The organism is Kastovskya adunca (genome assembly GCF_059505785.1).
On sequence record NZ_JCACLG010000052.1, the window covers coordinates 17,206 to 42,109 of the forward strand.

Annotated in this window: 25 protein-coding genes; 16 read left to right on the top strand and 9 right to left on the bottom strand. The window is 47.6% G+C overall.

Annotation, left to right across the window (positions count from 1 at the left end; translation table 11 throughout):
* The first annotated feature begins 127 nt into the window (after positions 1–127).
* On the top strand, positions 128–319 hold the full coding sequence (locus AC5JR3_RS19980) for a hypothetical protein (RefSeq protein ID WP_495848319.1): 192 nt from the start codon (positions 128–130) through the stop codon (positions 317–319).
* A 39-nt stretch (positions 320–358) separates the two neighbouring features.
* Here the strand turns inward: AC5JR3_RS19980 and AC5JR3_RS19985 are convergent, their stop codons facing one another.
* On the bottom strand, positions 359–772 hold the full coding sequence (locus AC5JR3_RS19985) for a fasciclin domain-containing protein (protein WP_495848320.1): 414 nt from the start codon (positions 770–772) through the stop codon (positions 359–361).
* Positions 773–1,188: 416 nt separating this feature from the next.
* The gene (locus tag AC5JR3_RS19990) at positions 1,189–2,181 is read right to left on the bottom strand and encodes an ABC transporter ATP-binding protein (RefSeq protein ID WP_495848321.1); all 993 of its coding nucleotides are present in this window, start codon (positions 2,179–2,181) and stop codon (positions 1,189–1,191) included.
* A 183-nt stretch (positions 2,182–2,364) separates the two neighbouring features.
* Between AC5JR3_RS19990 and AC5JR3_RS19995 the strand changes: the two genes are divergently transcribed.
* The 8 genes from AC5JR3_RS19995 (at position 2,365) to AC5JR3_RS20030 (ending at position 7,705) form a co-directional block, all read left to right on the top strand.
* On the top strand, positions 2,365–2,559 hold the full coding sequence (locus AC5JR3_RS19995; RefSeq protein ID WP_495848322.1) for a hypothetical protein: 195 nt from the start codon (positions 2,365–2,367) through the stop codon (positions 2,557–2,559).
* A 17-nt stretch (positions 2,560–2,576) separates the two neighbouring features.
* Positions 2,577–3,389 carry a superoxide dismutase gene (locus tag AC5JR3_RS20000; protein WP_495848323.1) on the top strand — a complete coding sequence of 271 codons (813 nt, stop codon included), beginning with the start codon at positions 2,577–2,579 and terminating at the stop codon, positions 3,387–3,389.
* A gap of 341 nt (positions 3,390–3,730) precedes the next feature.
* Positions 3,731–4,408 carry a response regulator transcription factor gene (locus AC5JR3_RS20005; RefSeq protein WP_495848324.1) on the top strand — a complete coding sequence of 226 codons (678 nt, stop codon included), beginning with the start codon at positions 3,731–3,733 and terminating at the stop codon, positions 4,406–4,408.
* Positions 4,409–4,491: 83 nt separating this feature from the next.
* Positions 4,492–5,085 (top strand): winged helix-turn-helix domain-containing protein, encoded by a 594-nt coding sequence (locus tag AC5JR3_RS20010; protein WP_495848325.1) that lies wholly within the window; start codon positions 4,492–4,494, stop codon positions 5,083–5,085.
* Positions 5,086–5,498: 413 nt separating this feature from the next.
* Positions 5,499–5,933: a pentapeptide repeat-containing protein gene (locus AC5JR3_RS20015; RefSeq protein WP_495848326.1), complete on the top strand. Its 435-nt coding sequence runs from the start codon at positions 5,499–5,501 to the stop codon at positions 5,931–5,933.
* 117 nt (positions 5,934–6,050) lie between these two features.
* Complete coding sequence (locus tag AC5JR3_RS20020) at positions 6,051–6,323, top strand: DUF1830 domain-containing protein (protein ID WP_495848327.1); 273 nt, start codon at positions 6,051–6,053, stop codon at positions 6,321–6,323.
* A gap of 29 nt (positions 6,324–6,352) precedes the next feature.
* Complete coding sequence (locus AC5JR3_RS20025) at positions 6,353–6,946, top strand: TIGR04282 family arsenosugar biosynthesis glycosyltransferase (RefSeq protein WP_495848441.1); 594 nt, start codon at positions 6,353–6,355, stop codon at positions 6,944–6,946.
* A 66-nt stretch (positions 6,947–7,012) separates the two neighbouring features.
* The gene (locus AC5JR3_RS20030; protein ID WP_495848328.1) at positions 7,013–7,705 is read left to right on the top strand and encodes a TIGR04283 family arsenosugar biosynthesis glycosyltransferase; all 693 of its coding nucleotides are present in this window, start codon (positions 7,013–7,015) and stop codon (positions 7,703–7,705) included.
* 358 nt (positions 7,706–8,063) lie between these two features.
* Here AC5JR3_RS20030 and AC5JR3_RS20035 read toward each other — a convergent pair whose 3' ends face one another.
* Together AC5JR3_RS20035 and glyA are read right to left on the bottom strand one after the other, a co-directional pair.
* A complete protein-coding gene (locus AC5JR3_RS20035; RefSeq protein WP_495848442.1) occupies positions 8,064–9,122 on the bottom strand; it encodes a glycosyltransferase family 4 protein in 1,059 nt (352 codons plus the stop codon).
* A gap of 109 nt (positions 9,123–9,231) precedes the next feature.
* Positions 9,232–10,515: a serine hydroxymethyltransferase gene (gene glyA / locus AC5JR3_RS20040; protein ID WP_495848329.1), complete on the bottom strand. Its 1,284-nt coding sequence runs from the start codon at positions 10,513–10,515 to the stop codon at positions 9,232–9,234.
* Positions 10,516–11,001: 486 nt separating this feature from the next.
* Between glyA and AC5JR3_RS20045 the strand changes: the two genes are divergently transcribed.
* Together AC5JR3_RS20045 and AC5JR3_RS20050 are read left to right on the top strand one after the other, a co-directional pair.
* Complete coding sequence (locus tag AC5JR3_RS20045; protein ID WP_495848330.1) at positions 11,002–11,199, top strand: hypothetical protein; 198 nt, start codon at positions 11,002–11,004, stop codon at positions 11,197–11,199.
* A 134-nt stretch (positions 11,200–11,333) separates the two neighbouring features.
* Positions 11,334–11,807: a Tic20 family protein gene (locus AC5JR3_RS20050; protein ID WP_495848331.1), complete on the top strand. Its 474-nt coding sequence runs from the start codon at positions 11,334–11,336 to the stop codon at positions 11,805–11,807.
* A 55-nt stretch (positions 11,808–11,862) separates the two neighbouring features.
* Here AC5JR3_RS20050 and AC5JR3_RS20055 read toward each other — a convergent pair whose 3' ends face one another.
* Positions 11,863–12,654, bottom strand: coding sequence for a fumarylacetoacetate hydrolase family protein (locus tag AC5JR3_RS20055; RefSeq protein ID WP_495848332.1), 792 nt, complete (start codon positions 12,652–12,654; stop codon positions 11,863–11,865).
* A gap of 212 nt (positions 12,655–12,866) precedes the next feature.
* Between AC5JR3_RS20055 and rpsF the strand changes: the two genes are divergently transcribed.
* The 3 genes from rpsF to AC5JR3_RS20070 all read left to right on the top strand — a co-directional run bounded on the left by rpsF (position 12,867) and on the right by AC5JR3_RS20070 (position 18,920).
* Positions 12,867–13,367: a 30S ribosomal protein S6 gene (gene rpsF, locus AC5JR3_RS20060; protein ID WP_495848333.1), complete on the top strand. Its 501-nt coding sequence runs from the start codon at positions 12,867–12,869 to the stop codon at positions 13,365–13,367.
* 586 nt (positions 13,368–13,953) lie between these two features.
* Positions 13,954–15,969, top strand: coding sequence for a tetratricopeptide repeat protein (locus AC5JR3_RS20065; protein WP_495848334.1), 2,016 nt, complete (start codon positions 13,954–13,956; stop codon positions 15,967–15,969).
* Between the two features lie 290 nt (positions 15,970–16,259).
* A complete protein-coding gene (locus tag AC5JR3_RS20070) occupies positions 16,260–18,920 on the top strand; it encodes a DEAD/DEAH box helicase (RefSeq protein ID WP_495848335.1) in 2,661 nt (886 codons plus the stop codon).
* Here AC5JR3_RS20070 and AC5JR3_RS20075 read toward each other — a convergent pair.
* From AC5JR3_RS20075 to AC5JR3_RS20090, 4 genes are all read right to left on the bottom strand, one after another.
* The gene (locus tag AC5JR3_RS20075; protein ID WP_495848336.1) at positions 18,913–19,803 is read right to left on the bottom strand and encodes a fatty acid desaturase family protein; all 891 of its coding nucleotides are present in this window, start codon (positions 19,801–19,803) and stop codon (positions 18,913–18,915) included. The two genes, AC5JR3_RS20070 and AC5JR3_RS20075, sit on opposite strands and share 8 nt — an antisense overlap.
* A 128-nt stretch (positions 19,804–19,931) precedes the next feature.
* A complete protein-coding gene (locus tag AC5JR3_RS20080; RefSeq protein WP_495848337.1) occupies positions 19,932–20,351 on the bottom strand; it encodes a hypothetical protein in 420 nt (139 codons plus the stop codon).
* 111 nt (positions 20,352–20,462) lie between these two features.
* Positions 20,463–20,903 (bottom strand): secondary thiamine-phosphate synthase enzyme YjbQ, encoded by a 441-nt coding sequence (locus AC5JR3_RS20085; protein WP_495848338.1) that lies wholly within the window; start codon positions 20,901–20,903, stop codon positions 20,463–20,465.
* Between the two features lie 116 nt (positions 20,904–21,019).
* Positions 21,020–22,192 (bottom strand): pyridoxal phosphate-dependent aminotransferase, encoded by a 1,173-nt coding sequence (locus tag AC5JR3_RS20090; protein ID WP_495848339.1) that lies wholly within the window; start codon positions 22,190–22,192, stop codon positions 21,020–21,022.
* Between the two features lie 387 nt (positions 22,193–22,579).
* Here AC5JR3_RS20090 and AC5JR3_RS20095 point away from each other — a divergent pair, with 387 nt between their 5' ends.
* Both AC5JR3_RS20095 and AC5JR3_RS20100 read left to right on the top strand, forming a co-directional pair.
* Positions 22,580–23,491, top strand: coding sequence for an acyl-CoA desaturase (locus AC5JR3_RS20095; protein WP_495848340.1), 912 nt, complete (start codon positions 22,580–22,582; stop codon positions 23,489–23,491).
* Positions 23,492–23,601: 110 nt separating this feature from the next.
* Positions 23,602–24,879, top strand: a complete 1,278-nt coding sequence (locus AC5JR3_RS20100) for a class I SAM-dependent methyltransferase (RefSeq protein ID WP_495848341.1) — start codon at positions 23,602–23,604, stop codon at positions 24,877–24,879.
* Positions 24,880–24,904 lie beyond the last annotated feature (25 nt).

The window sequence follows — 24,904 nt, forward strand, 5'->3', positions numbered from 1 at the left end:
ACTGTAACGCAGTCTTCTAAAGAGATATTTTTTCCAGGTGAAGAGGATCTTAACCGTCTTCTAAGCCGTAGATAACCTAAATAGCAAATAATTATAAAGAGGTGTTTTACTTCAAATCTGACGGAATTTGAGTCCCTGCTGGTGCTTCTGCTGGGGACTTTTTTTCTTTTCTATTAACCCGCTAGTCCGCCTCAATATCTGGCTTCACCACATTGGCGTTGTTCATCTTGAATCCACCGCCAGAGCCATCAACAAAAAATCCGACCCTTCCCTAGTCGTTACTCTACTGGGTGCGGTAAGTTCCAACGCGATCGCTTAATTGATTTATTGATGCCCTGACAGTTCACTGAACCTCGACTTAAAGAGACATGATTGCAGGCATCAAGATCGAGTCAATCACATGGATGACACCGTTATCCGTGAGGATATCTGGCTGCACAATTATTGCCTGATTGACCTTATAACCGTGGGACGTATCAATCTGAACGCTTGAACCTTCCATCGTTTCGGCTTCCTCTAGTTCCAGCAAATTATCGCTTCTGACATCACCAAAGAGAACGTGATAAGCCAAAATTTTCTTGAGCTTTCCAGGGTCTTGCAACAAAGAATCTAACGTTCCTTCTGGCAATCTGGTAAAGGCTTCATCTACAGGTGCAAAAACCGTAAAAGGCCCCTCACCTTTGAGGGCATCTACCAAGCCTGCGGCTTCCAGTGCCTGAGTCAGGGTGTTGAAGGAACCTGCATTGATGGCAGTTTCTACAATATCAGCCATGAATTTCTCTGTTGCTCTCGTTATGTGTCCTGTTTAGGGATACAAGCAACTAGGCATCCTAAGCATCTTTCAAAGGGGTGAATTGGCTGAAGGAAGTGCTGAGTCCTGAGTCCTGAGTCCTGAGTGGGAAGAAAGGGTGAAGGATGAAGTATGAAGTGTGAAGTGTGAAGGATGAAGTATGAAGGGTGAAAACTTCGACGTGAGACTTCGGCGTGAGCGCGGTTCCTGAGCTTGCCGAAGGGCAGTCGAACGCTCAGCCGAACGTATGAAGTATGAAGGAGGTTATCAGTTTTCCTCATCGCCTCATCTCCTCTGCTCCCCTGCTCCCCTGCTCCCCTGCTCCTCTGCTCCTCTGCTCCTCTGCTCCTCTGCTCCTCTGCTCCTCTGCTCCCCTGCTCCTCTGCTCCCCTGCTCCCCTAATGGCTGGAACTAATTCCTCGTTTCTGAAGTTGCTGCATGAAGAAATCTTCTAGGGAAGTGCGGGCGAGGTTCATTCCTAGTAGTTGGGCACCCATGAGGCGGAGACTACCGATAAACTCTTGGGGATCGCCTTGTAAGTAGCCGTACCAACATTCATCTTCAAATGCTAGATTGGGAACCCAGCGCTTGAGAACATCTAAATTGCCGCCGACGCCTTGGACTTGGTAGGTATCAGCAGTGCCTAAGAGTTCATCTAGAGAACCCACACAGATGAGTTCGCCTTGAGCCAAGATAGCAATGCGATCGCAAATTTGCTCGACTTCTGCCAACACATGGCTATTAAAGAAAATCGTCTTCCCTTGGGCTTGCAGTGAGAGAATAATTTCTCGCACCTGGTAACGTCCCGTAGGATCAAGCCCTGACATCGGCTCATCGAGAAATACTACTTCCGGGTCATTAATTAGCGCCTGCGCTATGCCAATTCGTTGCAGCATCCCTTTGGAATACTGGCGTAGCTGCTTTTTGCGAACCATCGTCGGGCTTAAACCAACTAATTCCAGCAAGAAGGGAATCCGCTGGCGTTGCACGGATGAGGGGAGATTAAATATTCCAGCAACAAATTTTAAAAACTCCCAGCCAGTCAGGTAGTCATAGAAGTAGGCGTTTTCTGGCAAATACCCGATGCGTTGCTTTACCTGGGGATTGCCCAGAGGTTGCCCCAGTAACAAGGCGCGTCCGGAGGTGGGGCGGACAATTCCTAGTAGAGTCTTGAGTAACGTCGTTTTCCCTGCACCATTAGGCCCTAATAAGCCAAAGGTTTCCCCTGGATACACTGTCAGCGTGCAGCTTTTTAGAGATTCAACTTTTTGACTTAGCCAAAAGCCAGTGCGATACACCTTCCTCAGTTCAGAAGTTTGTACTACAGGTGATTGGTTAGTGTATGGGACATCTTGCCCGCCTTCAAAAGGCAAATCAACGGTCGAATCCATGGCTTTTCAGTGCGACGCTAGCAACTAAATCTATTGATTCCCTATTTTGCCGAGTTTTCGCTCAGTTTGAAATTCCGTCAAAATGCCTGCTGCTAGATCTTAAGTTGAATGAGGACTCTACTGTGCAAGGGGTGAGACAACGATACACTAGGCGCAGGCGTGTCGTGGCAAAGGCAGAAGAGCATGAATCGCGAAAAAATTGTGGCAATTATTACTGGGGCAATTTCGATATTACTGGCGATCGCCTACCTAATTATTGTCCAGCTACTAGACTTCCGAGGTGAGATGTTACCAGCTCCGACTAGTCAGTTACCGTCGGGAGCCGAAGTCACAGTGGTACAGCTAGTTCCCACCAACTACCAACTAATAAAGCCTTGAGGTAGAGGATTTATTCGTTGTTGGTTGTTATAGAGTTACCGGAGAAGCTACCGCTACTGACAAAATTTTCGATTATGGCTTTAAATCGTCGCAATTTCCTGTTTCTTCTAGGTGCTACAACTACAGCAGCGTCATTGGGCTATTTTTCCAGTAAAGCTAGCGCACAGCCGTTACAACTACTGACTGGAGACGAAGAGAGTGAGGATAGCGAGGTATTCCAACTGCCGCCGCTACCTTATGAGTATGACGCCCTAGAACCCTACATTGATGCTGAGACAATGCGGTTCCACCACGACAAGCATCACGCAGGTTATACCAAAAAGCTGAATGCAGCTATCAATAAACACTCAGAACTCAAAAACATGAGTGCAGAAGACTTGCTGCGTCAGATTGCTCGTCTCCCTGAAGATATTCGCGCCACTATCCGCAATAACGGCGGTGGGTATGTCAACCACAAGATGTTTTGGGAAATCATGAGTCCTGATGGGGGAGGAGAACCAATCGGCGCGATCGCTACCGCCATCAACTCCAACTTTGGTAGCTTTGACAACTTCAAAGAACAATTTAACGCCGCCGGAAGTTCCCGATTTGGTAGTGGCTGGGCGTGGCTAGTGCTGAGTCGCGATGGCAAACTAAAGACGCTCAACACCCTTAATCAAGACAGTCCCTTGATGGAAGGTATGTATCCGATTATGGGGAACGATGTTTGGGAACACGCTTACTACCTCAAATACCGCAACGATCGCGGCGCATATCTCCAGCAATGGTGGAACGTCGTCAACTGGGAAGAAATTAACAGGCGCTTTGAGCAAGCTAGCGCTACAGTCTAGTTTATTAACGGCTGTTTCATTCTCAAGACGCCGACACCCGATTTTGTGTCCATGGGTGTTAACTTAAGCGGACATTCCTCAAACCTCTGAATTTTTCTCTCACCCTGGCTCCCCTTCCCGAAACTTGGGAGTCAGGGTTTCCCTATAAGGTTTAGGGAGCTGAAATTTTTACGGGGCGCTGTGTCTTTGGCTCATGGGAAAAATCGGTAGTCAAAAGATTATCAATTTAGAGGCGAAACCCCTCCATCTTTCGATTGATCATTACCTTTAGTGGTAACCATCACAAAGTAAGGTGTTAATCTTTTAGTAACGTCTTCCCAAGTTTTTCACTTTTGAGCCTCATGAGAGTCTTAGTAGCAGACACCAACCAAGCTTTGATAGAAAAATTAGTCCGGTATCTGACGCGGCACAACTATGTCGTTGATGTAGCCAATGACGGAAAAACCGCTTATACATGGGCAACACATTTACCCTATGATGTGATTTTGCTAAACTTAGACTTGCCAGAACTAGACGGATTTAGCTTCTGTCGAAAGCTGCGTCAAAATGACATCCCTAGTCCTATTCTCATTTTGAGTGCTTTAGGAGGAGTGAAGGACAAAGTCAAAGGTTTAGATGCTGGGGCAGATGATTTTGTTATTGAACCCATTGATTTGGAAGAAATAGCGGCTCGCATCCGGGCATTACTACGCCGGGCAAAGGTTTTAGCACCGCTAGTACTGGAGTATCAAAATCTTCTCCTTAACCCCGCAACCTGTGAAGTCAGGTATGAGGATAGTTTTTTGAACTTAACGGCGATAGAGTTTCGCTTGCTGCAGTTGTTTCTGAAAAACCGCGATCGCGTTTTTAGCAACACTACCATTCTCTCCCAACTCTGGAATGAGGCAGATGCTCCCCAAGAAGATACCGTAAGAGCGCATATTAAACGCTTACGCAAAAAATTGGATGAGGCTGGTGCGCCAAAACACCTAATTGAAACGGTTTATGGTTTAGGCTATCGCCTACAAAAAAAGTCTTAATGTCCTTAGACTTACCTCAAGGCAGGTGTAGCACTATACATCAGCAATCCTAGTATGTAGTTCTATCTGTGAGAGCAAAAAGTATGGAGAGTACGGACAATGTACTTAAGGTCGAGAGATTCCCACAAACTGACCTGATATCTCCCCTCAAAGATACATTGACTAGGGAAAACATTCTCAGTGAACAAACCTTTAAACGAGTTTTAACCTCTGGAAAAATCCGCAGAGAAGCCCTCCAAATGCGCTCAAAAGCGATAGAAATGCGTGCTAGAGCGGTACAAATGCGCGAGTTTTCCCAACACGTTTATAAGAATCTCGATAATTTAAAAAAGTCAGTTCTCCACATGGAGAGTTTAATGACTCCAAAATCGGCTAGCCCTTCCCAGCTCACATGGGGAGAGTTGCAGCTCGATACAGAAAGCTTTCAAGCTGCCTATAGCGGTAAAGCCCTAGCCTTGACGGCAAAGGAGTATCGTTTACTCCAGCTCTTTGTAGAACATGGTTACCGCGTGTTGAACCGCGAGCAGATTCTTCAGCATTTGTGGACTGACGAAACTGCCCCCAAAGAAGATACCGTTAAGGCACACATCAAGCATTTACGGAAGAAACTAAACGCTGTAGGCGCACCTAGTGACTTCATTGAAACCGTCTACGGCGTTGGTTATCGGCTCAAATAAATCCTAATTAGCTTTTTTAGAGTAGAACTCACAAAAAACTCACGTAGTCAGGTCAAAGTCACAACCCTTTCCCCTGCCAGAGAAAGTTTTTAGATGCATCTACATAAGTCCTTCCAGACCACTTCAGACTCCGGACTCGTTTCAGGTTAGGCTCCTAGGAGCTAGATACACCAGCAGGGAATGATTGTTTCTCTCCTACCCGTAGAGGCAATGCACAGCCCTTGCCCCTACCACTTAGAGTTTCCAAAAAATGCTTTATTGCGATAAATGAGAGAATATTAACTTTCCTTAACTTGTTTATCTGTCTTCCCGACTTTTTCACATTCTCCTTATAGCGTTAAAATATAGAGGCATTATAAAGCTCTCATAAAGTCTCTAATGTTGAACCTGACGCAGTGAGGTCGTGAACCAGCGTGAAAAGTACGGATGTTCAAGAACTGGTCAGTCGCTATGCAGCAGGAGAACGAAAGTTTCATCGCCTTAAGCTGATCGGTAAAGACCTGAGAGGAATAAATCTACATGGCGCAGACTTACGTGGTGCCAACTTGATTTGCGCCAACTTGAGCGGAACCAACTTGGATGAGGCAAATCTGAGTCAAGCAAACCTCACCCTCGCCAATCTCACAGGGGCAAACCTGAAAAAGGCAAATCTTTCTCAAGCAATTCTCAGAGCAACGGATCTCAGCCAAGCCAACTTAAGCGAAGCCAATCTGATTAATGCAGATTTGAAGCAGGCAAAGTTCACCAACACTAACCTGGATAAAGCCAATTTGAGTGAGTCAAGATTGGGGCGAACCGTTCTAAGTGCCTTAATCTTCCCTCAAGAAACGAGCGCTGCATTTAATTAATAATTTTGTTGGCTAGCTTCACCCCTACCTTCCTTTAAAAAAATATTGAATCAAACCCATAGATGCTGCTAGCCTGACCAAAGACAAAACAGCCAATAACATCAGGATTGAAGAACCATGACTCAACTCATTGATAATTTACCGGCTGAATCTCGACAAATTCTTTGCTGCTATTGCAACGGGACTACCCAAGTTCAAATTGTTCGCATTACCAATATTCCTCACTGGTATTTTGAGCGAGTCGTTTTCCCTCAGCAACGTCTCTTATTTAGTGCAGTACCAGAGGCAAAGCTGCAAATCTATACAACAGAAGCGGTTAGTGCAACTATAGGGGATAATATTTTGTGCGATCGCCTACAGGTTGAAGAAAAAGAATTAGTTCATCACTAAACTTCCCCCACTGCCGACAACAGCTAATCATTTTTACCCGCTACCCCGAAGCGGGTAAAACAAAGACACGCTTAATCCCCGCCCTTGGTGCAGAAGGAGCAGCTACACTACAGCGTCAGATGACAGAACAGAAGCTCGCAGAAGCGCAGAAGCTGCAAGCGAGCGACTCACTGTCAGTAGAAGTGCATTTCACCGGGGGCGATGAACAACGGCTGCAAGAGTGGCTGGGGACAAAATTGACTTATCGGCAGCAAAGTCAGGGAGATATTGGTTCCCGGATGGCAGATGCGTTTCAGCAGGCTTTCCAAGCGGGGATGGAGAGTGTGGTGCTAATTGGGATAGATTGCCCAGACTTGGATGCAGAGTTGCTAGGGAAAGCCTTCCAGCTACTGCATCAACATGACTTGGTGCTAGGGCCAGCCGCAGATGGTGGGTATTATTTAATTGGGCTAAAACAGTTATTTCCGGAACTCTTTAGCGGGATTGCCTGGAGTACGGCTGCGGTTTTTCCAAAAACAGTGGAGATTGCTCAAAACTTGGCGTTAGGAGTTGCTTATCTTCCCCAACTGCGGGATATTGACCGTCCGGAGGATTTGGCAGATTGGGAGTCTGGTAAACTTTAAGTCGTCTCTCAGCTTTGACTCAGCTAAATCTCGTATTTTATAAGCTGATCCACTTTTCCCAGCGGCATGAACGCACCAACTATCTCAATTATCCTTCCGGTTCTGAACGAAGCCGCAGTGATTGAGGCAAGCTTAAATCAGCTTCAGGATGTGCCAGCAGTGGAGGTGATTGTTGTTGATGGGGGAAGTCAGGATGATACAGTTGCGATCGCCCAATCCTTCGGAGCGAAAGTCCTGACGACGGCTGCTGTTGGGCGTGCCTATCAAATGAATGCTGGAGTCTGTGCTGCCTCTGGGGACATTCTGCTATTTTTGCACGCAGATACTCGCCTTCCGGCTGAATTTGACCGCTTAGTGCGCCAAGCTTTACAAACACCGGGAACCGTTGCGGGGGCTTTTGAGTTAAAAATTGACGCCAACCTGCGAGGGCTGCGGTTGCTAGAGAAATTGGTAAATTGGCGATCGCATTTTCTTTCCCTACCCTACGGAGATCAAGCCATCTTCCTCAAAGCCACCACCTTTCAAGACTTAGGCGGCTTTCCCAATTTGCCGATTATGGAAGATTTTGAACTGATCCGACACCTGAAACACCAAGGACGCATCGCCATCATCTCAACCCCCGTCCTCACCTCAGGACGCCGCTGGCAAAAGTTAGGAGTCTTGAAAACAACTCTGATTAATCAGCTAATTATTGCTAGTTATTTGTTAGGTATTTCTCCCACAAAATTGAGACGCTGGTACAGTGCAGCCGGGAAGTAGGGAAGAATAGACCTCTTGCATAAGTCGAATAGACCCCCCTTAATCCCCCCTTAGTAAGGGGGGAGACTTGAAATCTTGCCCCCTCCCCATACTAAGGGGAGGGTTGGGGAGGGGTCTGGTACATTTTTGCAAGAGGTCTAATGTAGAAACCATGTCGCGTCTGGAAACGGAGGCGATCGTTTTTTAATAAACCACAGAGACACAGAGGGCACGGAGGTAAGAGAAGGAGAGGGAGATGAGGTGATGTGATAACCCCTAACCCAAGCACCCTAGCCTCCGACAACGGCTTCACCCTTCATCCTTCACCCTTCATCCTTCACCCTTCATCCTTCACCCTTCATCCTTCACCCTTCACACTTCATTCCTGTCCTTGAGACTGTCGAGCAATCCGTCGAGCTTGCCAACTGGTGTAACCGAGCAACAAGGTTGCCCCAATTGCGTAAGCACCGCCACTAGGAAGACCGGAAAAGGCTAGGGCTAGACTACCTACCCAGAAGGTTAGGGCGTAAATAAATAGAACCGTCAAACGTTGGGAGAGTCCGGCTTTGAGCAAGCGGTGATGTAAATGACGTTTATCCGCAACAAAGGGCGACTTTCCTTGACTCAGGCGGGAGACAATCACCGCTGACATATCCAAAATTGGCACGGCTAAGATTAGGTAAGGCAGCAGTACTGCTGTGACGGCGGTACTTTTCACTAAACCAATGACGCCAACCCCGGCTAGGGTGAATCCCATAAAATACGCGCCGCCATCTCCCATAAAGATTTGAGCCGGGTTGAAGTTGTAGCGCAAAAAGCCCAAAGCCCCTCCCGCTAGTGCCGCAGCAAATACGGCGGCGGCGGGTTGCTGCATAAATAGCGTCACAATCAGCATGACAATAGCGGCAATTCCTGACACTCCGGCAGCTAACCCATCCAACCCATCAATCCAGTTGATGGCGTTTGCCATTCCCACCAACCAAATCACCGTGATTGGCAGGCTCAACCAACTCATTTGCACCAGTCCGTCAAAGGGAATGGAGATGAAATCAATACGGACGCCAACCCACCAAGCCACTCCAGCAACGCTGCTTTGCATCAATAGTCTGGCGATGGGGGAGAGGTTGAACAGATCATCAGCTAAACCGATGAGAAAAAATGCTAGCCCTCCCAAAGCTACGCCTAAAACTTCCCACTCTTGATGTTGTGGTAAAAGACGAAATCCTCCCGTCCACCACACAATTGCGAGCGCGGTTAAAGTTCCTATAAAAATGGAAACTCCACCTAAACGCACCATTGGGCGCTGGTGGATTTTTCGTTCTTCGGGTCGATCGACTTGTCCACTTCTCAGACCAATTGTTCTCACTACTGGTGTACTCCAGAGAACAACGACCATCGAGACAAGAAAGGCAATCAGATGGTACAGCTGGGCAGGCATCACCAAAAGCACAGAGTGAGACATCATCGCAGAGTCTACTATATTTATGACTCACTACGGTGATTTTGTTAACACAAATGCCTGCCATGTCAGCTTTAGACAACAGAACTTAAACTAATGCGGGTAGGGGAATCCGTAAATGAGGATAGAGTGGGAAGCGATCGCACAATGCCGCTACCCGTTGCTGACACTGACTAGCGACTGCCTCATCTTCAGGATTTAGCAGGCGATCGGCAATGATGTTAGCAATTTCCTCAAATTCCGCTACTTTCAGACCCCTCGTAGTCATCGCGGGAGAACCCAGACGCAAGCCACTAGTAACAAAAGGCGACTCTGGATCGAAAGGCACAGTATTTTTGTTAGCCGTGATATTGACACCGCTAACTAACTGGTCTGCCCGTTTCCCCGTCATCCCAATGCCGCGCAAATCAACCAGCACTAAATGATTGTCTGTACCATTCGACACCGTCTTTAAGCCCCGCTGACTCAACTGAGCTGCCAGCGCCTTGGCATTCTCAATTACTTGCCCGGAATAGGCTTTAAACTCCGGCGTTAAAGCTTCACCAAATGCCACTGCCTTCGCCGCGATCGCATGCTCCAAAGGGCCACCTTGATTGCCAGGGAAGACGCCTTTATCAAACTTCTTACCCAACTCTGCATCGCGGGTAAGAATCAAACCGCCTCTTGGCCCCCGCAGCGTTTTGTGGGTTGTTGTCGTCACCACATCACAATGAGGAATCGGGTTAGGGTGATGACCTGTCACCACCAAACCTGCAATGTGAGCAATATCTGCTAATAGATAAGCCCCGACTTCATCCGCAATTTCTCTAAACTTCTCAAAGTCAATCACACGCGAATAGGCAGAGTAGCCGCAGATAATCAGCTTCGGACGCTCTTTGAGGGCTAGTTCCCGAATCGCATCAAAGTCCAGTTGCTCAGTTTCTTTGTTGACACCGTATTGAACAACCTTGAACCACTTCCCGGAGACATTAACCGGGGAACCATGAGTTAGGTGTCCGCCGTGGGACAAGTCCATCCCCATAATCGTGTCACCTGGCTCTAGGAGTGCCAAAAATACCGCAAAATTCGCCTGAGCGCCGGAATGAGGCTGGACATTGGCATGAGCGGCTCCAAAAAGCTGCTTGGCGCGGTCAATCGCTAGCTGTTCTACTTTATCGACAAACTCACAACCGCCGTAGTAACGCTTTCCGGGTAAACCTTCCGCGTACTTATTAGTTAAAACCGACCCTTGAGCAGCAAGAACAGCGGCTGAAGTAAAGTTTTCACTGGCAATCAACTCTAAATGGTCGCGTTGGCGTTGAAGTTCCTGGCTGATTGCCTCAGCGATCGCTGGGTCAGTTTGAGCGAGAAAATCTAAGTTAGTCTGCGTCACAGTAAATCAATCCCTATATCGTCAGTAAACAAGTTTGGTGATGTTATACCCCCACGAGCTATCGATGGCATAACACTGGCACTTCCCCAAATCATTTATGGTAACGCTGTTTGCTCCTTTAGCAGAGTCCTGAGTCCTGAGTCCTGAGTGGGAAGAAAGTATAAAGGGTGAAGTGTGAAGGGTGAAGTATGAAGGGTGAAGTATGAAATAGGCGATTGGAGTAATGGCTAATCGTCATCAATTTTTCTCTTCCTCGCTCCCCTGCTTTCCTGCTCCCCTGCTCCCCTGCTCCCCTGCTCCCCTGCTCCCCATCTCCCCTACTCTTTAACCTAAACACCCATAATCAACACTTCATTACTCAGCACTCACCGACTCACCGACTTAGCACTCAATATTCCCCATTAAGGTGTGTGTTAGTTTACCGCTTCTGACTAAGGCTTAATTTAAGATTGACTTAGAGGTATAAGGAATCACGGGAGGTGTGAGATGTTGGTTATTCTCACGGACGAGCAGATACTTTCCCCTCAACAAGTTTGTCAAAGTTGTTTGCTTGCCGATCGCAGCGGTCAACCGCGTTGGCGTCAAGGGAAGCTTGGCTGTGGTCATTTGGTTCGTAAGCTCACAGAAAATCAACCGGAACAGTATGAGTGTGAAATGGGGTTCCGAGTTGCCTATGTAGAATAACGGTCATCGTGTCAGGAAGTATCTGGGTGTGGAAAGCCTATCTAGGGCTAACTTAGGCGTGAGACAGCAACTACGCTAGGATTGAGGAAAGACCAATCCCCATAAAATCAGCTTATTTCAAAGGAGATCACACAATGACTTGGCGTGGGTCAACATCCGTAAAAGACCGAATTTTCGCTTCTCTTCCTTATTTACTACCCTTAGTTTCTGTCCTTCCCTTTGGTACTTTTCTCTTCAGACAATTTCCTGCGATCACGGTTTTGTTGATCCCTTTGCAACCGATAATTGCAATTTACAGTCTTCCTTTTGTAGGACTGGCGGTTTTTTTCCTCTTATTTTTATTAGTAGTAAGAAACGAAAATATTGCTCATTTTATTCGTTTCAATGCAATGCAGGCAATCCTATTAGACATTCTTTTAGTTTTGTTCAACCTGCTTTTACCAATTTTGCTCCGAGGCTTAGGCGTAAATTTACTCACCGAAACCTTGTTCAATATCATCTTTTTGGGAACAGTTACTGCCTGCGTCTACTCAGTTGTCCAGTCTCTGTTGGGACGCTATGCGGAAATTCCGACTCTTTCCGAGGCAGTTTATACGCAAGTCCGCTAAGGTCAGCATTTTTGAAAAGGTAGATGGCAAAAAGATAGGTCTTTGCGCCTGATAGTTAGCTGGTTTTTATGGGAGGGCGGACAATAACGGTGTTCTCTAGTTGACCGATACCCTCAATTTCAATGCGGACGCGATCGCCAACCTGCATTGAGCCGACTCCTTGGGGTGTCCCTGTAAGGATTACGTCACCCGGAAGCAATGTCATGACTTGAGAAATGTAGGACACCAAAACTTCTGGCGGAAACACCATCTGATTAATCAAGGCGGACTGTACAGGCTCCCGTTGATCGTTCAAGAAAGTCTGCAATCTTGCCCCAGCACTGATTTCTCGGACAATCCAAGGGCCAAGGGGACAAAAGGTATCAAAGCTCTTGGCTCTTGTCCACTGACCGTCCTTTCTTTGTAAATCACGGGCAGTGACATCATTAGCAATTGTGTAGCCCCAGATCTTATTTTGGGCTTGTTGTGGCGTACAGTCGCAGGCACGCTCGCCAATCACCAGCGCCAACTCTCCTTCGTAGTCTACGTGTTGCGACTGCGGCGGATACTTGATTTCTCGTCCATCCGCAATCACAGCCGTCGGCGGTTTGAGGAAAATCAGCGGTTCTTCGGGGACGGGCGTTCCCATTTCAGCCGCATGATCCGAATAGTTTTTCCCCACCGCAATGATTTTGGAGGGGGCACAGGGAGCCAGCAGTTGATACTCATCTGGCCCCAGTTCCAAGTCAGTAGATTGTCCGAGTAACCAAGGTGGTGCGTCTAGCACTTGGATATTGCGGCTCAGTTGTAACAAACCGTAGTATGTTTGTCCTTTAGTCGTTTTAATTCGGACGTAGCGCTGTGCCATAGCGTTGTATTAGTTCCTTCAGTTCGTAGATCAATCATTGGTTGAAGTGTGTGAGGAGATAGATTAACCCTGATCGCTAGCTAGAATTAATAGCAGAAAGTAGTAAGATTTTAAGTCCTTGCTTCTTGAAGAATGGATGAAGAGGCACCCTTTGATGGGTGTTGCTCATCAGCCAGGAAGGAGCCAAGTTGTCCAAAAGGAGATTAACACCTGTGAACCAAAGTTACGAAATGATGTACATCCTGCGCCCAGATTTGGGAGAAGAGCAGGTAGATAACGCGATCGCTAGATACAAAAATCTGCTGCAAGAGCAAGGTGGCGATCAAATCGACATCCAACATCGCGGCAAACGTCGCCTTGCCTACGAAATTGATCGATTCCGTGAAGGAATTTACGTTCAAATGAACTACCAAGCTCCCGGCACCCACGTCGCCGTCATTGAGCGGACGATGCGCCTGAGCGAGGAAGTTATTCGCTACCTTACCCTCCGGGTCGAAGCTCCAACAGAAGGCGAGGAAGAAGCCCCAGTCGCAGCCCGGGCCGAAACCCCATCAGTCCCAGCTCCAATCCCAACCCGGATTGAGACAACTCCAACCGAGCCAGTTGCAACTGAGCCAGAAGCAACTGAATCAGCCTCAACCGAGGAGCCAGAAGCAACTGAGCCAGAAGCAACTGAATCAGCTTCAACCGAGCCAGCGGCAACCGAGGCTTAAGCTTTTTGTCAGTAGTCAGTAGTCAGTAGTCAATAGTCTTTTGTTGTTAGGACTATTGTTATTGCTCAATGACAAAACCCAGAAAGGCAGATTAAGGCAAACTAGCGGCAAAATCCCTGAGTAGAAACAGTTGGCACCAGTCAACTGTTTTTGCTTATCTAAGTAAAGGCTGACAGTTCCTAGCGAGCTTGCCCATAGCCAGTCCCGGTTCTAGAACTGATGGGGTGATGAGGGGATGGGGAGCCGGGGTGCAGGGGTGCAGAGGAGCGAGGGAGAGAAAAATTGACGACGATTAGCCATTACTCCAATCGCCTATTTCATACTTCATACTTCACCCTTCATACTTCATACTTCACTAAGCGCCTCCGGCAACGGCTTCGCCAAACATACTTTCTTCCCACTCAGGACTCAGGACTCAGGACTCAGGACTCTGCCTTCCTCCTCCAAATCCCCAGCTAATCCTGACTCAGTCAGCGATCGCTAGAAAAGAAAAATAGCCATCCTACCAAACCGATGACACCCATTTTTGAGGTTGGTGGTGGTAACCTTGCCTGCATCTGTTGCCCTTTCATCTACCAGCAAGATCGTGATAGACACTGCCGCCGCTCAAGTTTCTAGCTGGAATCGGCAAACTTACCAACGATTGAAACTTTCCCTGACTCTAGGGTTGCGTCGCCAGATCTTTGTGGCGGTGTGCGATGACTTGAGCCTGCGAAATCGCCTTGCAGGTAAATTACACGCTGAGTTAGGCGCACTTGCCGCCAAAACCCCGGCAGAAACCAATAGCTATCCCCGATTAGTCAGCCTGAACTTAAACCTGCGTAACCCTAATCCCCTGGCTCAAATTACTCAGTGGTTAGCCCAGCAGGGGAAAGGGAAAGCAGATCCTTTGACATTTAGCTTTCAGATTGTGGGAGTGGAGCGCTTAACGCGACAACCTCCCGTCGTCCAGAGAGAATTTTTGCGCCATCTCCAGGCAATCGAAGCTAACTTACCGCGCCTGGAATCGACTTTGTTGCTTTGGCTGCCGCGCCCTTGGTTTAATACCATCCAGCAGTCTGTACCTGAATTTTGGCGCTGGCATACGGGCGTCTTTGAGTTTGAAGGTGAGCCGACCCCTGTACCTCCGGCAAGGATGCAAAGCCCAGAAGCATCTCACGCCCCCGTGAAAGTTGCCGCGCCTGCCAAGGAAAGCTTACAGGTTGTTCAAAAGCCTGTCTCCCCGAAGACAACAGCAGCCAATCAAGAAAAACCACTTCAGCAAGATTCACCACCCAGCGTGGTGCCCAACGGGAAGTCAGCCTCCCCAACCAACGGTTCCTCTTCAACTTTATTGCCTGCTGAAACTCCTACTGCTGCTGACTCGCAACTCGATGAGTCCAGCCAGGATGTAGAAACAACTGAACCGATTTCTCCTCAATCCCAAGCTGATGTTTACCTGCAACTAGGGAATCACTACCGCTACATCATTGAACAGGGCGATGTCTCGGCAGAGAACTTGATGCTGGCAATCCAGGCTTACGAGCAGGCGCTGCAATGGCTGGATGCTGATTTGGCGGTGGTATCAGATATCTTGAACGATCTGGGCAACCTCTACTGGATGATCTCTCGCCTTCCGAGTAGTGGAGAGCAGGCACTACCTTATCTGGAGCAAGGGATTCAAGCCTATCAGATAGCTTTGTCGCGACTAACGGCGGAAAATGCCCCGCAAACCTTCGCAATGATTCAAAACAACCTAGGAGCCGCCTATGGGGATTTAGCTCGCTACAAAGACCCTGTGGAGAGCTTACAGCTATCTATTCGGGCTTATACAGAAGCCTTGCGTTATCGCTCAGCAGAAACGGAACCCCTCAAGTATGCCTCCACGCAGAATAACTTAGGCACAGCCCATTGGCATCTGGCACAGCAACACGCACCCGTTCAGAATTTACGTGCGGCGATCGCGTCTTATACAGAAGCCCTGGCTCAGTACGACTGCACCAAAGAACCGCTCAACTGGGCAATGATTCAAAACAACATCGGGACGGCATACTGGAATCTGGCTCAGTACGAACAACCTGAAAAGTGGTTGCAACTGGCGATCGCTACCTACACGGATGCCTTGAAATATCGCACTCCCGAAGCGACTCCTGCCGCCTGTGCCGCTACGCAGAATAACTTAGGAACGGCATACTGGCATCTTGCCGACCGCTTCCCCGACGAACCACAGCCAAGGGCAGAATATTTACAGCTATCCATTGGCATCTATGAAAAAGCACTAGCGATCGCGCACCAACTCCGCAGCCAAACCCCACCTGTTGCCGTCAACTTTGATGTTTTCGCCACCCACAATAATCTCGGATTAGCCTACTATCAGCTAGCAACTGAGCCACGATTTTCTCTCCCCCAAGGCACAAAATCTGCTCACCTTGAAGCCGCACTGCACCAGCATTTGCAGGCATTGCAAGGTTCTGTTGGCAAAACAGACAGCTATCAAAGCGCCCTCAGTTACATCGTCAAAACAATCCGTGCCTTCTATCACGAATGCGGCATGCCAGGACAAAATCTCGCCCTTTCCAAAATTCCTGGTCAACTGTTACCAGAGATTTTACCCAGGCTGTGAGGACAGAGTGCTGAGTGCTGAGTCGGGGAGGAAGGGTGAAGTATGAAGGGTGAAGTATGAAGTATGAAATAGGCGATTGGAGTGATGGCTAATCGTCGTCAATTTTTCTCTCCCCTGCTCCCCCTTTCCCTTCAACAAGAGGGGAGTATGTCAAAATAAGATTAAAAAGTAATGCTCAAGCGTTTTTTGGTACATTCAGACTTGAGCTATATGAAAACTTTTTCTTTTAACTCCTTAAGAACTAAAAATTAAGAACTTTTCGTAGTCCCTAACCCCTACCTCTCAGTTGCGTGAACGTTCCCTCAACCTTTTCCCAGACTGATCTAAGTACTCTCTTTCCGTTTGAGCTAGATCCTTTTCAAAAACAAGCGATCGCTGCCTTGAATGCGGATCGTTCTGTGGTGGTTTGTGCGCCTACGGGTTCTGGGAAAACCTTGCTTGGAGAATACGTCATTTATCGCGCTTTGGCACAAGGTGGGCGAGTCTTTTACACCACCCCCCTGAAAGCGTTATCGAACCAAAAGTTGCGTGACTTTCGCCAACTGTTTGGGATGGAAAATGTGGGGTTACTCACGGGGGATATTTCGATTAACCGGGATGCTTCGGTGGTGGTGATGACCACGGAAATCTTCCGCAATATGCTTTACGGGACGCCGATTGGGGAAGTTGGGACTTCGTTGATTGGGGTTGAAGCGGTGGTGCTGGATGAGTGTCACTATATGAATGACCGACAGCGAGGGACGGTTTGGGAAGAATCGATCATTTATTGCCCGCCAGAAGTCCAGCTTTTGGCACTTTCTGCAACCATTGCTAATAGCGGTCAGCTTACGGATTGGCTAAATCTGGTGCATGGCTCAACGGAGCTGATTTACTCAAATTTTCGACCTGTACCGTTACAGTTTTACTTTGGCAACACTAGGGGATTGTTTCCCTTACTGGATAAAGAGCAGGAAAAAATTAACCCTCGTCTTGTTCCCAACAAGCGCAAGGGAGGTAAGAAACCAAGCGGGCGTCCCGAAAGCCCGGAGATTACCTTCGTTGTCACTCAACTGCAACAGCGGGATATGCTTCCGGCGATTTACTTTATCTTCAGTCGTCGGGGTTGCGATCGCGCGGTGACAGAGATGGAGTCTCTGTCGCTGGTGAATGAGGAGGAAACGCGATCGCTGAAAACCATCATTGATAAATTTTTGGCGAAAAATCCGGAAGCAGGGCGTGCGGGACAGATCGAACCCCTGTATCGCGGTATTGCAGCTCATCATGCCGGAATTTTACCTGCTTGGAAGGGATTGGTAGAAGAACTGTTTCAGATGGGCTTGGTGAAGGTGGTGTTTGCCACAGAAACCTTGGCGGCGGGGATCAATATGCCAGCGCGAACCACGGTCATTTCCACCCTTTCCAAGCGGACTGACCGGGGACACCGCCTGTTAACGCCCTCGGAATTTTTGCAAATGGCAGGTCGTGCTGGACGACGGGGGATGGATGCGACGGGTTATGTTGTGACGTTGCAGACTCCTTTTGAAGGGGCAAAGGAAGGGGCGTACCTGGCAACAACAGAACCCGATCCATTAGTTAGCCAGTTTACCCCCAGCTACGGTATGGTGCTGAACTTGCTGCAAACTCACACCCTCTCAGAAGCGAAAGATTTGGTCGAACGCAGCTTTGCTCAATATCTGGCGACGCTGTACCTAAAACCGCAGCAACTGGCGATTACTGAGCTGACGACGGAACTGACGAGACTAGATATTCAACTGGCTCCGATAAACCGGGACGCGATCGCCAGTTACGAAAAACTTAAAGAGCGCCTCAAAGAAGAACGCCGACTGCTCAAGACGCTGCAAACTCAAGCAGATGAGACGCGGATAAATGAAGTGGCTCAGATGCTACCAGATGTGACGGAGGGAGAAATTCTCTGTCTCAAGGGCAAGTATGTATCTGTCCCTTCGCCAGTGGCGACGATGTTGGTCAAAAAAGAAAAGGGACGGGGTCAGTCGCCTTATCTAGTCTGCGTGAGCGCCGAAAATCGTTGGTATGTCGCCACAACAGCGGATGTAGTAGGCTTGCAGGGTCACTTAAATGTGCCAAACCTAGGGGCGGTGCAGCCACCAGGGGAACTGATGCTCAGACCCGGTCAAGTCCGACGAGGGACAGAAGAGACGCAGGCGATCGCCTCTTTGGTACCTGCTACCACAAAACTCCCGGTAGCTCCAGAAGTAGTCGCGCAGCAGGAAGTAGTCGATCGAGTCAAAGCCGAACTCGAAGCTCATCCCCTCAAGCAGTTTGGCAATCCCAGCACCTTACTAAAACGCCAAAGACGACGCCTCGCTCTGCTAGAAGAAATCAACGAACGTCAAGCGGAGTTTCGAGAGCACTCTAGTCAAAATTGGCAAGAATTCCTGAATTTAATCGAAATTCTTCGAGCCTTTGGCTGTCTGGAGGATCTCACCCCCACCCCCCTAGGACAAGCCGCAGCAGCGTTGCGGGGAGACAACGAATTGTGGCTGGGTTTAGCCTTTATGTCTGGAGAATTGGACTTGTTAGACCCCCACCACCTGGCCGCGACGGCTTGCGCTTTAGTAACGGAAACCCCTCGACCAGATAGTTGGACAAACTACGCTCCTAGCAATAGTGTTTTGGAAGCTTTGTCGGCATTAAAAAGCACGCGGCGACAACTGTTTCAGGTGCAACGTCGCTATCAGGTTGCTCTCCCAGTCTGGCTAGAGACTGATTTGATTGGGATAGTTGAACAGTGGGCGTTGGGCGTTGAGTGGACAGAACTCTGTGAAAACACCAGTTTAGACGAAGGCGATATCGTCCGGATGCTGCGGCGAACGGTAGATATTCTTTCGCAAATTCCCTACATACCAAATGTCACAAAAAACTTACACAACAATACTCTGCGTGCGATTCAGCTCATCGATCGTTTCCCGGTGAATGAAAGTGTTAGCTGATTTGAGATACTAATCCCCGGTGTTCCTCGGTGGTTTCTTTGGGGAGTTCCGGGCTGGGGCGATCGCAAAATAGATACTGATTCACCAAAAAGCCGAAAACCGACCTCACTTCTAACTGTTGTGCTATATGGGGTTTGACAATCTCTTGGTGCGCTGCGGGTAATAGGCTCCAATGCAGCGTTGGTTTGAGATGATGAATCGTGTGGTAGCCGTTGTTAAAGAAAAACCAGTTAGCCAAGGCTCCAGTGAAGTTGCGGGAGTTGTTAAACCGAGAGGTAGGATCGCAACTTTCGTGTTGAATCAAATTGACGCCCAGCATCAAAAAAATACCGATTATCCAAGGTATACCGACAAACATTAACGCCTTGAAGGGAGCGATCGCTAACAGCAATACTACAAAAATTTTTAAAGCCAGCTTTTCTACAGGTAAGCTTTGCTCTAGGTACGACGGTAAACTGGGGACATTGTCTCTGCAAGTTCCTCCAGCCGCATTCTTCAGCATTCTGCCAACATACCGATACAGGCGCACCAACCCAATCCCGCTCCCCGCAAGTTCTGGGCGACTCCAATCTTCAGCACCACCGTGACTAGCATGATGATTGTAGTTGTGAGGAATGACGATTTGAGTAGCGGTATGTCCCATCGCCGGAGTCAGCACAATGTTAAAAAGCTGATTTGTCCAACGTTGCTGGAACATGGCGTGATGCATATGGTTGTGTGTAATCACCCCTACACAAAAGCAAAACAAACTGCTCAGCAATATCCAAAAACAAGCAAAAATTAGTGGAATCTGCCAAAACAAGGGCAATAGCAACAAACTATAAGTAATCGCGACAAACGCGATCGCACGCCAATCAGAGGCGTATTTTAGCCTTAGTATCATTAAATTAGGAAGCAAGAATGCTTTAACTTATCCTTAGGCATCCATCTTCTAAACTGCACAATGAGATTAGTTAAGTTGCAGTTGCACTTGTCTTAGTGTCACATCAGTCTTAACGGGCAAAATGTAATTTACAACGACCTTGTGAAACTAAGTTCAGCACCATTCATTGCAGAAACGGAATACCAATGAAGGTCACAGTCAATGATTATCTGATGCGATGGAATTCCAAATAAGCCATAGACTTCGGCTTTGCCTTCGTAAGGATAGCGACAAGCTACAGGTAACTTCTTACTATTGCTAAAAGTAGTCTTTATAGGCTTCAATTCCACGATTTTTACGCCCGTACAAGTCAAGGCTGCTAGTTGCGAACAGAGTCCATGCCCAATCATCCAAAGCACTTGCTCAGCATACTCGACGGCTTGAGATTCTCCGCCAGCAAGCTTTTCAATATCATTTTGAATGAAGAAGCGCGGCACTATCCGAGCAAGAATGGAGAAAATTACTAAGCCTATAATAAAAAACTTGATAGAGAATTTAAATGGCGTCATCTACTATAGACCGTTTATACCACTTCTTAATGATAACGTGAGTTTCAGATAGGGTTTGATACGTTTCAGCGTACTCCCCTTTTCTTATCCAGAACTCACGTTACCTAGGCTTCATTCTCCCGATATTTGAAAAAATACCGTCCTTGTCCTAGGGCCATCCAACTCAAAAAATAGAACAGATTGATAAGTTCCTAACATCATTTTTCCCTCCACAAGCGGGATCACTTCACTGCTACTCAGCATCATCGCCATGAGGTGAGCATGAGCATTCATCGGTTCATCCTCAGGAATATCACCTCTTAAGTGAAGGTCGTTATGTAGATAGGGTTCAGATTCAGGTGCTAATTTTCTTAAATATATCTTGACATCTTCTAACAACCTTTCTTCATTTTCATTAATTGTCAAAGCTGTAGTTGTGTGTCGAGAAAATACTAAAACTTGTCCATTTTTAATGGAGGTTGAGGCAATAAGTTCTTTAAGTTGAGGAGTAATGTTATAAATACCAATTCCTTTGTCAGTTTTTACCTCAATTACCTGATTAATAATCGGCATTCCTTCACCTACTAAATTACTTGCTTAGGGCACTGACATAACAGGGCGTCATCAGTCTAAGGAAGTGTCTACTACAAACCCAGAAATCAGTGCCATTCTGTTTAAAATACTTTCCCTCAATTATCCCCATTTAAAATCATTTGCAAACCCCCGACTAATCGCTCAATGCCTTCTGCTGCTGTATCTTTTTGCAAGGCACCGTAAGCAACTCGTAGATAGCATCCATTCTCCATCCCAAAGGTTGTACCAGGCATCACGGCTACCTGATGTTCGCAGATTAATTGCTTCACCAACTCAAACGCATCAAGTTGGGTATGAACCTTCAAGAAAAGATAGAATGCACCATCAGCAGGCGCAACTGTACACACATCTAGGCGCTTCAAGCTGTCTAGAAACAACTGTCGCACAGACGCGATCGCCTCAATCTTCTGTTTGCAGTAGTCCCTTCCTGCTTGCAATGCCCCTAAAGCCGCATACTGGGAGACGACTGGAGGACAAATCAAAATCGTATCCTGAATTTTCTTGATCGCACCCAGCAAGTGTTCCGGGATCACCATATACCCGATGCGCCAACTGGCAAAGCCATAGGCTTTGGAAAGGGAATAAAGGGAAATGGTATGGGCGCTACTTCCGGAAAACGCTCCTGGCGAAATGTGCTTTGCTCCGTTGTAGGTAAAGTACTCATACGCCTCATCGCTAATATGATAAATTCCGCGATCGCCACAAATTTGATTGACTTCCCGCAAGGCGTCCTCTGAATACACTACCCCCGTGGGATTATTGGGGGAAATCGTCACCACGGCTCGTGTTTTTTCCGTAATCGCTTGGGCGATCGCTTCAGGACGTAGCTGGTAGTTTTCATCAGTTTCTACGATCACTGGGCGACAACTTGCCATCGCGATCGCCATTTCGTGGTTGAAATAATAAGGCGTCTGAATAATAATCTCGTCACCGGGAGAGGTAATAGCGAGAATCGCATTCACAAACCCCATATTGCTACCTGCGGTGACGACAACGCAGTTTTGCCGATTGATCTCAATGCCGTTATCCGTTTGCAGTTTTGCCTCAATTGCCTCTAGCAAGGGGGAAATCCCCTGGACGGATTGATATTTGTGATTTTCTGCATCAGCGAGGAATTTTTGCAAAAACGCGATCGCCTCTGGTGGTGGAGCGTAATAAACAATCCCTTGTCCCAAAGAAACCGCTTCAGGGTGGCGACGAATCAGTTCGCCAACAATGGGAATCAGCGGCGACTGCACCGCCTGCATACGAGAAGTTAGAGTTGACATCGGCTAACAAGTGAAGAATGAAGGTCTCGACCGAACGGATGAAGTATAAAGGATGAAAAGTTTACTCGCTACGGCTTAAGGTTTACTAAAAGTGAAAATTGAGCAGAAAATTTCCTCCTTAATACCTCATCCTGGCTGTAGCTTCAGACTATACTGAATCTGAAAGCAGGCGACAACCCTAGGCGTGAGCTGCTGTTATTGCTCAAAAAGTCCCGAATACAGGACGAAATGTATTAATCGATACTTAGATCAAAATTGAATATCTGCGGTTGAATGTAAGTAAGAGCAATAAACGTTTAGATAAGTAAAGTTTTCCCCAAAACTTCTGTTTTCAGCTTGAGGGAAACGGTATTTTCAGTAATCGATAAGTGGACGATAGGAATACCAGTGTCACTTTTCATTGACAACGATTGTAAAACCGACGATCAGCAGCAACTGCGTAATGCCATTGTTGTCGCACTGCTGGTTGTAGTATTTATTACCGCTGCTGGAGTAATTATTTTTTGGGAACGCCAGGTTCAACCTCTGGACTTGGCTTTGCTTTTCGGGATGTATACCCTGAATATCTTTGGCATCGGTTTGGGATATCATCGACTGTTTAGCCATGCTGCTTTTCAGACGAGAGCATGGCTGCGGGCATTACTGGCGATCGCTGCCTGCATGACCTTCCAGGGAACCGTTACCAGCTGGGTGAGCCACCATCGCGCTCATCACCGTTATGCAGACAAAGACGGAGACGTTCATTCTCCCAATCTGCACGGCAAAGGATTTTGGGGAAAAATTTTAGGACTGTGGCACGTCCATCTCGGCTGGCTTAATAAAGTCAATTGGACGCCCCCCTTCCCTTACGTCTCTGACCTCCTTAGCGATCGCGTTGTGCAAACCGTCGATCGCCTCTACTTTCTCTGGGTAATACTTTCCCTGCTAATCCCTACTATTGTTGGGGGAACCTTAACCCATTCCTGGGAAGGAGCACTCAGAGGCTTTCTCTGGGGGGGGATCATCCGGATTGTTCTCGTTCATCAAGTCACCTACAGTGTCAACTCCATTTGTCACCTTTGGGGAAAACGCCGATTTGCTACTGATGATCAGAGTACCAACAGCCTGCTACTTGCCTTGATTAGCTTCGGAGAAGGATGGCATCACAACCACCATGCTTTCCCGAATTCCGCCAAAGCGGGGCTAATGTGGTGGGAAATTGACCTGAGTTGGCTCTGCATCATGGCTTTAGAGCGTTTAGGGCTAGTTTGGAATGTCAAAGCTCCCACCCAAAAACAAATTGAACTCAAAAGAAGCTAGGGCGGTTAATTTAGAACCTTATAGCAACTAAAAGGTTGTAAAATTCGCTGATTCTCTCTATTCTGGGTTCTCTGTCTCTGTTGTGGTTCGTTTCGCACACTGGATTAACTATGTCCTACTCCACTCTTCCTCCCAGCATCAAAGCCGTCTTGAGTGAAATGTTGTCTCCCCTTCCCCTAAAACTGAGCATTGATTGCTGGGGAAAAGACCAACTGGCGATTAATCACACCCTTGATGACCTCCCCCAAATCCAGTTGCGAATTCACCATCCTGGTGTCATCCGAACGCTATTTCTGAGTCAAGACCCCTTTGTCCTCGCTGAAGCATACCTGCAAAATTTTTTAGACTTCACCGGGGAAATCGAGGACGTGATGTGCTTAGATAAGCTCTCCCTGTCTCACCTAAAACGCTCTCTGCTTGTTAAAGCCTGGTTAGAAGCGATCGCCTTACCCCGTTTACCCCTCTCCCTGCAAGCGCAAACCCCCTGGCAAAAACTAACCGCTCGGACTCGCGATCGTGATTTAGCCGTGATCGAGCATCACTACAACATTGGGAACGACTTTTACCGCCTCTGGCTCGATCCCAATTGCGTCTACTCTTGCGCTCACTTTGAACATGAGAAAATGAGCCTCCAAGCCGCTCAGGAGGCAAAACTCGACCTGATTTGCCAAAAGCTACAATTAAAACCCGGTGACTATTTATTAGATATTGGCTGCGGTTGGGGAGGCTTATTATGCTGGGCTGCAACCCATTACGGCGTCAAAGCTCACGGTATTACCCTCAGCAAAGAACAGCTTGCTTTTAATCAACAACTCATTGCATCCAAAGGTTTAGAGCAACAACTAACTGTCCAGCTTTTAGACTATCGAGACATCCCCCAAAAACCAACCTTTGACAAAATTGTCTCAATCGGTATGGTTGAGCACGTTGGGGTGAAAAATTATCCTATATATTTTCAACGAGCTTTATCAGCACTGAAACCTGAAGGGCTGTTTCTCAACCACGGCATTACCGCCTCAGAAGCCTGGAACGGTTCAACCCTGAACGAGCGCTTTATTCAGCGTTACATCTTTCCAGATGTAGAAGCCTCGCGGCTATTTACGATCTTGCAAGGCGCAGAAGAAGAAGGATTTGAAATTGTCGATGTGGATGCGTGGCGAGTTCACTACGGTAAAACATTACGGTGCTGGGCGGACAATCTCAATGAAAATCTGGAGCAGGCTATAGCACTGATCGGAGAACGAAGAGTGCGAATTTGGCAGATTTATTTTATTGGTTGCGCTCTTGCTTTTGAACAGAACCAAATGGGTATCTACCAAGTCTTACATCGACGCCGAGCCGATAGAACCTGGAATCTTCCCCTCACCCGTAAAAATTGGGTATGCTAATCAGTCAACCTATCATGACATTCAT

Bases quoted from the DNA above. Each gene is read 5' to 3' on its own strand.
- AC5JR3_RS20020 (WP_495848327.1), top strand. From the start codon at position 6,051: ATGACTCAACTCATTGATAATTTACCGGCTGAATCTCGACAAATTCTT.
- AC5JR3_RS20005 (WP_495848324.1), top strand. From the start codon at position 3,731: ATGAGAGTCTTAGTAGCAGACACCAACCAAGCTTTGATAGAAAAATTA.
- AC5JR3_RS20100 (WP_495848341.1), top strand. From the start codon at position 23,602: ATGTCCTACTCCACTCTTCCTCCCAGCATCAAAGCCGTCTTGAGTGAA.
- AC5JR3_RS20050 (WP_495848331.1), top strand. From the start codon at position 11,334: ATGACTTGGCGTGGGTCAACATCCGTAAAAGACCGAATTTTCGCTTCT.
- AC5JR3_RS20035 (WP_495848442.1), bottom strand. From the start codon at position 9,122: ATGCCTGCCCAGCTGTACCATCTGATTGCCTTTCTTGTCTCGATGGTC.
- AC5JR3_RS20055 (WP_495848332.1), bottom strand. From the start codon at position 12,654: ATGGCACAGCGCTACGTCCGAATTAAAACGACTAAAGGACAAACATAC.
- AC5JR3_RS19990 (WP_495848321.1), bottom strand. From the start codon at position 2,181: ATGGATTCGACCGTTGATTTGCCTTTTGAAGGCGGGCAAGATGTCCCA.
- AC5JR3_RS19985 (WP_495848320.1), bottom strand. From the start codon at position 772: ATGGCTGATATTGTAGAAACTGCCATCAATGCAGGTTCCTTCAACACC.
- AC5JR3_RS20030 (WP_495848328.1), top strand. From the start codon at position 7,013: ATGAACGCACCAACTATCTCAATTATCCTTCCGGTTCTGAACGAAGCC.
- AC5JR3_RS20045 (WP_495848330.1), top strand. From the start codon at position 11,002: ATGTTGGTTATTCTCACGGACGAGCAGATACTTTCCCCTCAACAAGTT.
- AC5JR3_RS20075 (WP_495848336.1), bottom strand. From the start codon at position 19,803: ATGATACTAAGGCTAAAATACGCCTCTGATTGGCGTGCGATCGCGTTT.
- AC5JR3_RS20085 (WP_495848338.1), bottom strand. From the start codon at position 20,903: ATGCCGATTATTAATCAGGTAATTGAGGTAAAAACTGACAAAGGAATT.
- AC5JR3_RS20080 (WP_495848337.1), bottom strand. From the start codon at position 20,351: ATGACGCCATTTAAATTCTCTATCAAGTTTTTTATTATAGGCTTAGTA.
- AC5JR3_RS20010 (WP_495848325.1), top strand. From the start codon at position 4,492: ATGGAGAGTACGGACAATGTACTTAAGGTCGAGAGATTCCCACAAACT.
- AC5JR3_RS19995 (WP_495848322.1), top strand. From the start codon at position 2,365: ATGAATCGCGAAAAAATTGTGGCAATTATTACTGGGGCAATTTCGATA.
- AC5JR3_RS20090 (WP_495848339.1), bottom strand. From the start codon at position 22,192: ATGTCAACTCTAACTTCTCGTATGCAGGCGGTGCAGTCGCCGCTGATT.